We start from the raw sequence: 12,704 nt of genomic DNA, 5'->3' as shown, positions 1-12,704 counted from the left end.
CAGTCTGCCAGGAGCCAGGACCTACCCTGATCAGTGTGACGGCGACGACGGCGCAGCTCCCCCGACCCGAGACCGGGCCGTCCGGGTTGCCCGGGCCGCCCGGGCCGCCGGGGGTCGCACCGGACGTCTCGGCCGCGCTCGGCGTCACCGCACGCGATCGGTTGTACCGGCCGATGCCGACCGACCGCGTCGTCGGCTGGCTGGCGCCGGTGCTGCTCGCGGTGGCCGCCGGTGTCCTGCGCTTCTGGCGCCTCACGGAGCCCCGCGGGATGTACTTCGACGAGATCTACTACGTCAAGGACGCCTGGGGTCTCATGACCGCCGGCTACGAGATCGACTCGAACACCTGCAACGGGCCCGCCTACGTCGTCCATCCACCGTTCGGCAAATGGCTGATGGCCGCGTCGCAGTGGGCGTTCGGCTACGTCGACTGCGGCGGCACCGCGCATGGCAGCCCCGAGCTTGGCTGGCGCTTCTCGTCCGCTCTCGCCGGGACGCTGGCCGTCCTGGTGCTCGCCCGCACCGCCCGCCGGATGTTCCGCTCGACGGTGCTCGGGTGCTTCGCGGGGCTGCTGCTGGCGCTGGACGGGCTGGAGTTCGTCCAGAGCCGGATCGGCATCCTCGACATCTTCCTGATGACCGGCATCGTCGTCGCACTGGCGTGCCTGGTGCTCGATCGCGACCACGGGCGGCGGCGGCTTGCCGACCGGCTCGACCGGGTGACGGCCGACGCAGACCCGGCCGGCACGGCCGGCACGGGCTCGGCGGCCGACGCGCGGTACGGGCCCAGACTCGGCCTGCGCCCCTGGCGAGTGGCCATGGGGGTGGCGCTCGGGGCCTCGCTGGGTGTCAAGTGGAGCGCCCTCTACAGCGTGATCGGTTTCGCCGCGCTCGCCCTGGCGTGGGACATCGGTGCCCGGCGCACCGCCGGGGTGCGCTCGCCCGTTCTGGGCGCGCTGCGCCGCGACCTGCCCGGCTGGCTGGTGGGCTTCGTCATCCTGCCGATAGTGACCTTCCTGGCAACCTGGACGGGCTGGTTCGTCACCGACGGCGGCTGGAACCGCCACGAGCACGGTGACGGCTTCGTCAATGCCTGGTGGAGCTGGTGGGACTACCAGCGGGACGTGCTCAGGTTCCACGAGGGGCTGTCCGACAGCCACCCGTTCCGCTCGACGCCGATGAGCTGGCTCGTGCTCGGCCGCCCGATCGCCTACTTCTACAGCTCCCCCGCGTTCGGGGCCGAGGGCTGCACGGCGCCCGGCGGCTGCTCACGTGAGGTCATCGCCCTGGGGAACCCGGCGATCTGGTGGGGCGGCACCGCGGCCCTGGTCGGCTCGCTGGCGCTGTGGGTACGCCGCCGCGACTGGCGGGCGGCGCTGGTGCTCGTCGGCTTCGGCTCGGCGTTCCTGCCCTGGCTGCTGCTCCCCAGCCGGACGATGTTCTTCTTCTACGCGCTGCCGAGCCTTCCGTTCCTGGTGCTGGGGCTCACCGCGATGGCAGGCCTGGCGCTTGGGCCGCGGGACGCCTCCGAGGCCAGGCGGCTCGGCGGCGCGCTCTCGGTCGGCGTGTACGTGGTGATCGTGGTCCTGTTGTTCGCCTACTTCTACCCGATCCTGGCGGCAGAGGTGATTCCTTATTCATCCTGGCGAATGCGCATGTGGTTCCCGGGGTGGATCTGACCCGGTTTCGGCAGCGTTGCGTTCCAGGTCCGGCACGCAGCGCCCCGGACACCCCCTGTACGGGCGGCGCCGCCCGGCCGCATTACGCGCCAGATCGACCGGAACAGACCACAGCCGTGTCCCAAGTCACCTTTACCGAAAACTCGCCGCCGTGCCGGCAACGCCCCGAAGTGGGAGCATCACCCAGAGATGACACCGGCTGAATCGGGTCGACACGGGGGAGACGCTTTCAACCATGGGAAGTCACCGAAAGTCCATGCCGTCCGCGACTAGCAGCATCGCCTCACCCGAGAAAGAGGGGGGTCACGAACGAGCCGACAACCCGATCAGGGATCGTGGATCGGTCACCGCGTCCCTTGGCCGCAACGACGGGGATGCCCAGACGGGTCCCCGCGGCACGATCGGCCACCGGCCACGGGTGTCCGGGGGACCCGAACTGGGAGGAAAGACCATGGCGGATGTGTCGGTACGCTTCGCGATGACCGATGACAGCGAGATCGTCCTGAACCTCTCGCTCACCCAGGCGATCCGGCTCACCGAAGCCATCGCGTCGAAGGTCAGCCAGGCCATGACCGAGCAGCCGCGCGCGGGCATGAACGGCAACGCCTATGGCCCGGGAGTGCGCCCGGGGCCGTACTCGACGTCCTGATTTCTCCTGGCGCCGTCGGGGCGCCCGAAAACCGCGTCCGTTCGCAGCTCCGGGCGACGCTCCGGCGCACCTGGCCCGCCCGCCGACGCCACGACGACGGCGTCGGAGCCTGGCGGGCCCGGCAGGGTGTGCCGGGCCGCTGACGCGACGGTGAAGTCGGAGCCGACGACCGCGATCCCGTTTCCGGCCACCGGTGCGCTGGCCGGTCGGCCGGGGCGGGCCGGTACGGGCGGACTCTGGATCGGCGAACTCTGATTCGGCCTCACCTGGCCTGGCTGTACCTGGCCTGGCTGGGTCTGGCCTGGCTGGGTCTGGCCGGGCTGCGCCTGGCCGGGCTGCGCCGACGGCGATGCCTTCGCGTGGTCGGGCCCGGTGAGCTCCGCGATCAGCGCGTTGAGCAGCTGGAGATCTCGGCGGCGCAGCTCGGCCAGCGAGGCCGCGTCGGAGTTGCCTGGCGTGAGAGCGGCCCGCACCCGGCTGAGCGCGCTGCGCAGCGCCCCCAGCGCCTCGGGGGCGAGCAGCCCCTCGCGCAGCACCAGCACCACCTGCCCGCCGTGATCGACGACGTCGCAGGGCTGGCTCATCTGCATCGTGACGACACGCAGGCCCATCGGCGCCTCCTGGTCATAGACCAGGCAGAGCTTGTCCTCCGCCAGCACCTCCGCGGACCCGTCGTCCCACAGCACGGTCGCGCGGGCACACGGCGACGTGGCCACCGGCATGGCGTCGACACGAACGCCGTCCTCCGCCGCCGGCGCCTCCTGCCACTGCACCGGATGAACCGACAGCACGGTCCCACGCCGGGACCACACTCCACCGCCAAGGTCATCCACCGGGAAGACCCGGTCGCCGCGAGCGAACATGACAAGGCCGGCTCGACCGTCCGCGATGGTCGGCCACTGCTTGGTCATGCGGCGATCGTAGGGTGCGCGCTCCGGGCCTGGATACCCGAGACCCCGGGCAACACCGCCACGCCGGCACGACACCACACCACATCAAGATCGCCCAAGGGCGACTTCACTGTCAGAACAGGTATTTCAGGTGATTCCGCGCGGTTGTGCGCCCCGGCCGCGGGCCGGCACGACCGACAACCCCATCGGGTAGTCGGCGGCACCTTCGGCGCCCCCATCCGTCCCGGCATGCCGGGTGGTTCGGCCACCCGGGCGAGGTACCTTCGGCTGACCCCGCCGATGTGGACCGAGGACCTCCCGCACCCGCCCGCCGCTCCGGCCACGCCCGGACCTCCCACGCGCGGAGAACTGCATGCCCGGATCCGACCATCCACCAAGCAGCTACCCACCGAGCGGTTACCCGCCGATCGAGGAACACGCGGTCATCGGCGACCTGCGCACCGTGGCCCTCGTCGCCACGGACGGCACGATCGACTGGTACTGCCCGCAGCGTTTCGACGGTGCGTCCGTCTTCGCGAGCCTGCTGGACGCCGACCGCGGCGGCTCCTTCCGCATCCACTGCTCGCGGTCGAAAGCCAAGCAGCTCTACCTGCCGGACTCCAACGTCCTGTTGACCCGCTTCCTCACCCCGCACTCGGTGGGCGAGGTCGTGGACTTCATGGTTCCGGTCGACAACGACCTCACCGAGACGCCACACGTGATCGTCCGGCAGGCACGCGCCGTGCGCGGCACCGCCGGGTTCAACCTGCGCTGCGACCCTCGTTTCGACTATGGACGGGCGTCGCACACGGTGACCCTGGTTCCCGGGGCCGGGGCGGTCTTCGAGTCGGCCGCCGGCACCCTCGTCCTGCGTACGGCCCTGCCGCTGCGGTTGGAGGGCACCGCGGTCACCTGCGCGTTCGAGCTGGCCATGGGCGAGACGTCCGACATCGTGCTGGAGTGGAACTCGCGGATCCGGCCGCTCGCGCCCGGCGAGGCGGACGAGATGTTCGCCCGGACGCTGTCGTACTGGCAGACCTGGCTGCGAAGGGGCCGCTACCAGGGTCGCTGGCGGGAGATGGTGCTGCGGTCCGCCCTGGTCCTGAAGCTGCTCGTGTACCGCCCGACCGGGGCACTCATCGCGGCCCCGACCACCTCCCTGCCGGAGGAGCTCGGCGGGGTGCGCAACTGGGACTACCGCTACACCTGGATCCGCGACGCCGCGTTCACCACCTACGCGCTGATGGCCCTCGGTTTCACCGACGAGGCCGCGGCCTTCATGGACTGGCTGGAACAACGCTGCAAGGAGGCACCGCCGGGCCGCGGGCTGCGCGTGCTCTACAGCGTCGACGGCAACGCCAACCTGGACGAGATCGTGCTGGACCACCTCGCGGGCTACCGCGGCTCGAAGCCGGTCCGGATCGGCAACGGCGCCGCCGACCAGCTCCAGCTGGACATCTACGGCGAGCTGATGGACTCGGTCTACCTGTACAACAAGCGGGTCCCGATCTCCTTCCAGCTCTGGGAGGCGCTCGGGCGCCAGCTCGACTGGCTCGGCCGGCACTGGGAGCAGCCCGACGAGGGGATCTGGGAGACCCGTGGCGGGCGGCAACGGTTCACCTACTCCGCCGTCATGACCTGGGTGGCGTTCGAGCGGGCGTGCCGGATCTCCCGGCAGCGCGGCCTGCCCGGCCCCACGGGCGACTGGAAGGAGCACGCCGGCCGGGCCTACCGCTTCGTCCAGAACGAGGCCTGGGACCCGCGCAACGGCGCCTACATGGAGTTCCCAGGCTCACCACGGCTGGACGCCTCGCTGCTGTGCATGCCGCTGGTGAAGTTCTCCGGCCCCACCGACCCCCGGTTCCTCTCGACGCTGGACCGGGTCGGCACCGAGCTCGTCAGCGACAGCCTGGTCCGGCGCTATGCCGCGGACGGCAGCGACGGCATCACCGGCGACGAGGGCACGTTCAACCTGTGCTCGTTCTGGTACGTGGAGGCGCTGACCAGGGCCGGCCGCATCACCGAGGCCCGCATGGTCTTCGAGAAGATGCTCACCTACGCCAACCACGTGGGCCTCTACGCCGAGGAGATCGGTCCGTCCGGTGAAGCCCTGGGCAACTTCCCGCAGGCGTTCACCCACCTGGCGCTGATCAGCGCGGCGATCCATCTGGACCGCGCACTCCCCTAGCGTCCTGCACCTCGGAGCGGCCTCAGACCGCACCTCGGACAACCGTTGCGACCAGACAAGGCCTGAGGATCGTGGTCGTCAGGACGACGAAAATCCCATGATCTTCGAGCGGTGGCGATCGCGGCCCGCAGCGTTACCCGGGACGGACCGCGCGGCCGGCGTGCATGACCGGGCCCGCGTGTTGTCTTACCACGGACATCTCGCCGGATTCCGCGGTGAGGTCACCTATCGTGACATCCCGGTCGGGCGGTGCGCTCATGCCCGGCAGGCGCCGGTCCGCCGGCTGGACGCGTCGGACCGAGGAGGCCCAAGGGTGAACCGCGCGCACTTTCCCGGCGACCGGGATCCGCGCCACGGCAGTTTCGGCAGTGGTCCGGCCGGTGGTTCCCAGGGTGGTCCCCACGGTGGTTCCCAGGGTGGTTCCGACGATGCTGTCGACGGGGCCACGGCCGTGCTCGGCGGCTCGGCTACGCCCGGGGCTCCGCCGGGCCACACCCGCCCCGCCCCGCCGCCCGGGCGGGGCGCACGTACCCCGACCCAGCCGGCTCGGTCAGGGCCGACGCCAGGTCCGGCTCGTCCGGTTCCGCCGCCACCTCGCCCGGCCGCGCCGCCGGCACCCGCTCCCGCGCCCCCTCCCGCTCCTGCGCCCGCACCTGCGCGGGTCGGCGAGCCGCCCGTCCGCGGTGACCTCACTCCCCAGCTGCTCGAGACGTCGGTGTGGACGGACCGCATGCTGGCCGAGGCGGGCATCCCCGTCCACGACACGTCACTGGTCACGGTCGGTGGCGGGATCGGCTCGTTCGTCCTGGTGGACTATCTGCGCATCGCGGGGGCTCCGACCTCGGCGATCCGGGTGCTCTCCAACATCGACCACCCGTGGCAGACCTACCGTTACCTGACCCGGGTGTCCCAGATCCCCGACCACGAGCGAATTCGTTCGGATTCGGGGTCGACCCCGGACAACATCTGGGCCTTCCCGTCCTATGCCGTGCGCGAGGCGTTCGCCGCCCGCAGCCTGCGGGGCTTTCTCGCGCCGCTGTGGCAGGTGGCCACCGAGCCGGTGCTCTCGGACTACTTCACCCCGAGAATCGGCGCGGTCTTCGAAAGCATGGCGCGGGAGGCGGACCGGATCTCCTACCGGGAGATGCTGGTCTCCGGTCAGGTGCGCATGGTGCGCCGCCGTGCCGGTGGCGGCTACCTGACGATCATCACACCGCCCAAGGGCCACGCCCCGACCCGCCGGGTGGCGTTCCGCAGCCAGCACGTCCATCTGGGCGTCGGCTACCCGGGCCTGAAGTTCCTTCCGGACCTGCAGGAGTACCGGTCCCGCTACGGGGACGTCCGGCGGGTGGTCAACGCCTATGAGCCCCACGAGCATGTCTACGACGAGCTCATCCGACGGCCGGCGACGGTGGTCGTCCACGGAGCCGGCATCGTCGCCTCACGCATTCTGGACCGACTGATCACCGACCGCGACCGGCACCAGGCCGGGACGCACATCGTCCACCTGTTCCGGACCTACGTCCGAGGCTCCCACGGCCCGAGCGTGTTCATGCGCCGCCGCGGCGGCGACGGGTGGGCCTACCAGGGCTTCAACTATCCCAAGTCGGTCTGGGGCGGCCAGCTCAAGGCCCGCATGCGAACGCTCGAAGGCGACGAGCGCAAGGCGCTCTACGACACGATCGGCGGGACGAACACCCCCCGGCGGCGCCGGTGGCAGGCCCAGCTCGCCCGCGGCCGGCACGAGGGGTGGTACGTCACCAGGGTCGGCGAGGTGGAACGGCTCGCCCCCGGAACGGATGGGACGGTGGTCACCCGCGTCCGCACCGCCGACGGGATGCTGGAGATCCCGGCGGCCTACGTCATCGACGCCACCGGTCTCGTCGCGGACATCCGGGAGCACCGGGTCCTGGCGGACCTGCTCGACCACTCGGGCGCCGGCCACAACCCGCTCGGGCGCCTCGATGTGGAACGGACCTTCGAGGTCCGCGGCACGCGCAGCGGCCCGGGCCGCCTCTATGCGTCGGGCGCGGCGACCCTCGGTGGCTACTTCCCGGGCGTGGACACCTTCCTGGGACTGCAGATCGCCGCCCAGGAAATCTGTGACGACCTGGCTTCGCAGGGATTCGTACCCCACCTGGGTGTAGCACGTTCGGTGTCCCAATGGGCGCGCTGGATGCGCAACCAGCCGGTCTGACGTCGTACCCGATCGGAGAAATCGAACATGGTGCCGACACTGGCCGGACGACTTCAGACCCGGCTGTTCCTGCTCGCCACTGTCGGTGTTGTTCTGACAGTCCTGGTCACTCCTTTGCTGCCCGTCGACGCGCCCCTCGGCACCGCCTACCGGGCGAGTTTCGGCGTGCTGTTCGCCGTCGCCCTTCTCGGGCTGGGCTGGGAGCTCGCTTACCACGGCCTGCAGCAGTTCCGGTGGGAGAAGGACTGGCCGACGATGTTCGGCCTGCTCACAGCCCTGAACGAGGGACTGCTGGTCTGGCTGGCGGTGCGGGCGGACGCGGTACCGGGCGCGGCCGGGCTGGCGGGCAGCGCCTTCGTGATCCACTTCGGGGTCGTCTGGGTCGGTGTGTGGCTCTGCGCGAACGGCCCGATGCGCGTCCCGTTCCTGCGGTGGCGCTTCCACGGTGGGCGCCTGCTCTGACCGCCCTCCGGTCGACCTCCACAAATGTGATCCTTCAGGTGCTCTGGCGATTACGTCGCGCCCGGCCAGGTCGCGCTACCACGGCGGCCCGCCGGGCCGCGCAGACGGCCCGACCGAGCGTGCAGAAGAGACATATCGGGTTCCCGCGGCGGTCAACGCGGCAGGATAAGTACCGTACGACGCGCGCGGGTGCCGCTAGTCTGAAGATCGGTACCGTTTGCACCACGCGGGTAAGCGGCGAAGGGCGAGGCAATGGCGGGACTAGACCGTTTCCGGGTCGTGGTCGGGGCAGGCAACAGTGGGCAGCCGGGCGTGGTCGTAAGGCTGCCCGGTGTGCTTGTCGTCGCCTCCGTGGCTCGGCCCGAGACCATCGAGACGACCAAGCGGCTGCTCGCCCTGTGCGCGGACGCCGCCGGTGAGGTCAGCGCGACGGGTACCGCGCTCGTCCGCCAGGCCGGTGCGCTGCTGTTCAACACCGAGGCCGAGCGCGTGCCCGCCTTCGGCCTGCTCACGACGTCCAACAACCGCATCCTCGTGCTCATCCACGGAGCCATGGACGTCGTCGCCACCGGCCCCACGCCGGTCGCCCTCTCCGGCATGGACTCCGCGATCTGGGTCGACCGCCTGCTGCCAGCCGAGATCTCCCGGGTGGACATCGGCCCCGCCGACACGCTGCACGGCGCGCCCCGCCCCGGCTTCACCGGTCTCGACGACCTCGGCTTCCCACTGGATCTGCGGATCGGCGCGGTGCCCGGCATCGGGGTGAGCCTGATCTCGGCCGACGCCAGCCCGCTGGCCGCGTCCTCCGCCGCCGCGGGCGCCGACGGCTTCCTCGCCGGGTTCGACTCACCGCGCGAGCCGATGACGGGGGCCGCCCCCATCCCCACTCCGGGCACCCGGCTGCCCGACCCGCTGTCGACCGCACCGCCCCCGCTGATCCCGCTGCGCAGCCAGGACGACGAGGTCCACCGCAGGCTCGTCGCGGCGGCCGAGCCGACACAGGCGGCGGACTTCGACGAGCTCGACGAGGATCCCCCGACCGCGCTCTCGGATCACGAGCTGCTCGCACGCCGGCAGCGGCACGACGATCTCACCGACGACCTGGACGACGACCAGGACGCCGTCACCCAGCTGCCCGGTGACCAGAGCTTCACGGTGTCGGATCTGATCGAGGACGACGACGCCGCGACGATGCTGCCCGACGCGGCGCAGCCGCAGGTCGAGGGCATCCTGTGCGCCCACGGTCATTTCAACCACCCGCTGGCGCCGTACTGCGCGGAATGCGGCATCTCCCTGGCCCAGCAGACGAACCGGACGGTCCTCGGCCCGCGCCCGCCCGTCGGCGTCCTGGTGTTCGACGACGGGCAGACCGTCAACGTCGACATGGACCTGGTCATCGGGCGCCAGCCCGACCGGGACGAGGCGGTGCGCGCGGGCAACGCCCGGCCGCTGCCCGTGGAGGACGGTGAGAGCGCGGTGTCCCGGGTGCACGCCGTCATCACGCTGAACGGGTGGGACGCCGTGATCACCGACCGTGGATCGGCGAACGGGACCTACATCGCCCCGCCGGAGGCGACGGTGTGGACTCCGCTGAGCCCGCACCAGCCCGCGCCCCTCGTGCCCGGTACCCGGGTGCAGGTCGGCAAGCGGACGTTCGTCTTCAACTCGCACATCCAGATCTGAGGGCCGTCCGGCCCGTGGCAGGCAGGCCGTCGGCCCGCCCGCCACGGGCCGGGTGACCTGGCGCGCTCCTGGCGCTTCGCCCGTCACCCATGCCCGCCCATGGGTCACACTGGATGGCGATGAACCGAGCCGACGAGGACCGAGGCGCGTCCGCCATGCCACCAGCGAGCAACACCACCGACGGAGTGACCGAGGGTTCCGAGGTCACCGGCGCCGAAGGACCGGTGGCTGACCTGCCGGCCGATCCCGCGACGGATTCCGCGGCCGGCACCGCGGCTGGTTCCGTGGCCGCCGACTACCGCGCACCCGTCTGGGTCCGGCTGTGGTGGACTCCGCTCGTCCTCTTCGCGGTCGTCGGTCTGCTCGCCGCCGGCGCCGGCATCCGCGCGCTGATCGACCGGCCGCCGGCCGACAGCTCGGTCGACGTCGGCTTCGCCCGGGACATGTCCGAGCACCACTCGCAGGCCGTGCAGATGGCGATGGTCGAGTTCAGCCACGGCGGCGACGCCGCGATCCGCAGTGTGGCGCAGGACATCGCCCTGGGCCAGCAGCGGGAGATCGGCATCATGGCCACCTGGCTGTCGGGCTGGGGCCGTACCGAGACCTCCGCCCGCGAGCCCATGGCCTGGATGGCCGGTGACAGCGGCGCCACCGGTGACGGCGGCCACAGCGCGCACGAGGGCATGGGCATGGGCACCGGCGCCGAGGCTGACGCCGGTGCCACGGACGCCGGCTCCGCCGACACGTCGGTCCGGATGCCGGGGATGGCGAGCGAGGCCGAGCTCGCCCGGCTGGCGGCCGCGAGCGGCCGGGATCTCGACATCCAGTTCCTGACCCTGATGATCCGCCACCACCGCGGTGGCATCGAGATGGCCCAGTACGCCTGGTTGCACGCCGACAGCGACAAGGTGCGCACACTGGCTCGGGTGATGGTCGGCAACCAGGACAGGGAGATCACCCAGATGCAGGCTGACCTCGAGCGTCTCGGCGCGCCCCGGGCCTGAGCGGGCCGCGCGGAGGGCCCGTCCACCCGTTTTGCGGGCACTTTGTATCGTCATATCTGACCTACCGGAAGAGTTGGGCACCCGCTTCCGATCCGGGCGCGCCGCCGCACGGACCGACGCCCGGCGACCGGTCCCTCCTCCCCTACGGTGTGAGACCCTCAGCGTGCCTGACATGTCCCTGGGCCAGCCCTCGCCGGCCGCCCGTCTCCCGCTTCTCGCGCGGGCACGGTCGCGGGCAGGGTCACGCACGCGGGCACGGTTGTCCGGGCTTGCCTGGCCCAGGCCGCGCGTGATCCGGATCGAGCTGCTCGCCGGCCTGGTCACGGCGCTGGCGCTCATCCCCGAGACGATCTCGTTCTCGGTCGTCGCCGGGGTGGATCCCAAGGTCGGCCTGTTCGCCTCCTTCACGATCTCGGTGGTCATCGCGGTGACCGGCGGGCGGCCCGCGATGATCTCGGCGGCGGCTGGGTCGATGGCGCTGGTCGCGGCTCCGCTGGTGCGCGACCACGGCCTGGACTACCTGCTGGCGACCACGATCTGTGTCGGTGTGACGATGTTCGTCCTCGGCCGCCTGGGCGTCGCGCGGCTGATGCGCTTCGTGCCCCGCACCGTGATGATCGGTTTCGTCAACGCGCTCGCGATCCTGATCTTCACCGCGCAGATGCCCCACGTGCTCGGCGAGTCCCCCGCGGTGTACGCGCTGGTGGTCGCGGGCCTGGCCATCCTGCTCGTCGTTCCCCGCCTGACCCGGGCCGTCCCGCCACCGCTGGTGGCGGTGGCGCTGCTGACGCTGACCACGGTCGCCTTCGACCTCTCGGTGCCCACGGTCGGGGACGAGGGCAGCCTGCCCAGCTCGCTGCCCGTCCCGGGGCTCCCGTCGGTGCCGATGACCTGGGAGACACTGCGGATCATCGGCCCGTATGTCGTCACGCTCACCGCCGTCGGCCTGCTGGAGACACTGCTCACGGCGCAGATCGTCGACCGGATGACCGACAGCACCCACGACGCGAACCGGGAGTCCTGGGGCCTCGGGATCGCCAACATCGTCAACGGGTTCTTCGGGGGCATGGCCGGCTGCGCCATGATCGGCCAGACGATGGTCAACGTCTCCTCGGGCGGACGGACCAGGCTTTCCACGTTCTCCGCGGGTGCCTTCCTGCTCCTGCTGGTGGTCCCGCTGCGGGCGATCGTCGGTGTGATCCCGATGTCGGCTCTCGTCGCAGTCATGATCCTGGTCTCGGTGATGACCTTCGAATGGCGCAGCGTGGCCCCGGCCACCCTGCGGCGCATGCCACGCTCCGAGACCCTGGTGATGGTGGCAACCGTGGCGGTGGTCGTACCGACCCACAACCTCGCCTACGGCGTGCTGGTCGGGGTGGTGCTGTCGGCATTGTTGTTCACCCGCCGGGTCGCCCACCTCACCAAGGTCACGAGCGTTCTGGACCCGGAGGGCGGCGAACGGATCTACGCCGTCAGCGGCCCGCTGTTCTTCGCGTCCTCGAACGATCTGGTGACGGCCTTCGACTACGCCCACGACCCGGCGCGGGTCGCCATCGACCTGTCCGAGGTGCAGATCCTGGACTCCGCCGGAGTCGCCGCGCTGGACGACGTCCGGCAGAAGTTCGGCGACCGCGGGATCACCGTCCGGTTCGCGGGTGCGAGCGGCGCGACGGCGACCATGCTCACCCGCTTCTCGGCGGCGGAACCCGCCGCGCTCGCCACCGCACCCGACCGCGCCGACCGCACCGACCGCACCGACCGCACCGAGGGCATCGAGGGCGCCGAAGCCGCCTCCACGGCGGCGACCACGGCCGCGACCGACACGACATCCGATGGGAAAAGGGACGCCCCGGACGGCGGACCAGATGCGGGCTCCGCGCGCCGATAGGCCGGCCGCAGGGCCATGACACGCCCCGGTTGCGGCGCCATCAGGTTTTACTCAGGTTGTATGT

9 protein-coding genes are annotated in these 12,704 nt (G+C 71.2%); 8 read left to right on the top strand and 1 reads right to left on the bottom strand.

What is annotated here, in order from left to right; translation table 11 throughout:
- Positions 1-35 precede the first annotated feature (35 nt).
- Complete coding sequence (locus tag FREUN1FDRAFT_RS16275; RefSeq protein WP_035951813.1) at positions 36-1,679, top strand: phospholipid carrier-dependent glycosyltransferase; 1,644 nt, start codon at positions 36-38, stop codon at positions 1,677-1,679.
- A gap of 451 nt (positions 1,680-2,130) precedes the next feature.
- Positions 2,131-2,328 carry a hypothetical protein gene (locus tag FREUN1FDRAFT_RS16270; protein ID WP_006541195.1) on the top strand — a complete coding sequence of 66 codons (198 nt, stop codon included), beginning with the start codon at positions 2,131-2,133 and terminating at the stop codon, positions 2,326-2,328.
- On the opposite strand, the gene FREUN1FDRAFT_RS46380 is transcribed toward FREUN1FDRAFT_RS16270, so the two are convergent.
- The gene (locus FREUN1FDRAFT_RS46380; RefSeq protein WP_006541194.1) at positions 2,286-3,239 is read right to left on the bottom strand and encodes a hypothetical protein; all 954 of its coding nucleotides are present in this window, start codon (positions 3,237-3,239) and stop codon (positions 2,286-2,288) included. The two genes, FREUN1FDRAFT_RS16270 and FREUN1FDRAFT_RS46380, sit on opposite strands and share 43 nt — an antisense overlap.
- Positions 3,240-3,591: 352 nt before the next feature.
- Here FREUN1FDRAFT_RS46380 and FREUN1FDRAFT_RS16260 point away from each other — a divergent pair, with 352 nt between their 5' ends.
- The 6 genes from FREUN1FDRAFT_RS16260 (at position 3,592) to FREUN1FDRAFT_RS16225 (ending at position 12,640) form a co-directional block, all read left to right on the top strand.
- Positions 3,592-5,406, top strand: coding sequence for a glycoside hydrolase family 15 protein (locus FREUN1FDRAFT_RS16260; RefSeq protein ID WP_006541193.1), 1,815 nt, complete (start codon positions 3,592-3,594; stop codon positions 5,404-5,406).
- A gap of 715 nt (positions 5,407-6,121) precedes the next feature.
- A complete protein-coding gene (locus FREUN1FDRAFT_RS16245) occupies positions 6,122-7,603 on the top strand; it encodes a hypothetical protein (RefSeq protein WP_232295222.1) in 1,482 nt (493 codons plus the stop codon).
- A 27-nt stretch (positions 7,604-7,630) separates the two neighbouring features.
- On the top strand, positions 7,631-8,065 hold the full coding sequence (locus FREUN1FDRAFT_RS16240; protein ID WP_006541190.1) for a hypothetical protein: 435 nt from the start codon (positions 7,631-7,633) through the stop codon (positions 8,063-8,065).
- Positions 8,066-8,317: 252 nt separating this feature from the next.
- Complete coding sequence (locus FREUN1FDRAFT_RS16235; protein WP_006541189.1) at positions 8,318-9,748, top strand: FHA domain-containing protein; 1,431 nt, start codon at positions 8,318-8,320, stop codon at positions 9,746-9,748.
- A 119-nt stretch (positions 9,749-9,867) separates the two neighbouring features.
- Entirely contained in the window at positions 9,868-10,752 is an 885-nt protein-coding gene (locus tag FREUN1FDRAFT_RS16230) for a DUF305 domain-containing protein (protein WP_035951829.1), read from the top strand.
- Between the two features lie 172 nt (positions 10,753-10,924).
- On the top strand, positions 10,925-12,640 hold the full coding sequence (locus FREUN1FDRAFT_RS16225) for a SulP family inorganic anion transporter (RefSeq protein WP_083828706.1): 1,716 nt from the start codon (positions 10,925-10,927) through the stop codon (positions 12,638-12,640).
- Positions 12,641-12,704: the final 64 nt, after the last annotated feature.

Source organism: Parafrankia sp. EUN1f, from assembly GCF_000177675.1.
Classification (GTDB): Bacteria; Actinomycetota; Actinomycetes; order Frankiales; family Frankiaceae; genus Parafrankia.
The sequence above is the reverse complement of the archived record's forward strand: the minus strand, read 5'-3'. Positions and strand labels throughout refer to the sequence as shown.

Excerpts from the sequence above, each read along its gene's own strand:
- FREUN1FDRAFT_RS16260 (WP_006541193.1), top strand. The coding sequence starts at position 3,592 with ATGCCCGGATCCGACCATCCACCAAGCAGCTACCCACCGAGCGGTTAC.
- FREUN1FDRAFT_RS16235 (WP_006541189.1), top strand. The coding sequence starts at position 8,318 with ATGGCGGGACTAGACCGTTTCCGGGTCGTGGTCGGGGCAGGCAACAGT.
- FREUN1FDRAFT_RS16240 (WP_006541190.1), top strand. The coding sequence starts at position 7,631 with ATGGTGCCGACACTGGCCGGACGACTTCAGACCCGGCTGTTCCTGCTC.
- FREUN1FDRAFT_RS16230 (WP_035951829.1), top strand. The coding sequence starts at position 9,868 with ATGAACCGAGCCGACGAGGACCGAGGCGCGTCCGCCATGCCACCAGCG.
- FREUN1FDRAFT_RS16270 (WP_006541195.1), top strand. The coding sequence starts at position 2,131 with ATGGCGGATGTGTCGGTACGCTTCGCGATGACCGATGACAGCGAGATC.
- FREUN1FDRAFT_RS16225 (WP_083828706.1), top strand. The coding sequence starts at position 10,925 with ATGTCCCTGGGCCAGCCCTCGCCGGCCGCCCGTCTCCCGCTTCTCGCG.
- FREUN1FDRAFT_RS46380 (WP_006541194.1), bottom strand. The coding sequence starts at position 3,239 with ATGACCAAGCAGTGGCCGACCATCGCGGACGGTCGAGCCGGCCTTGTC.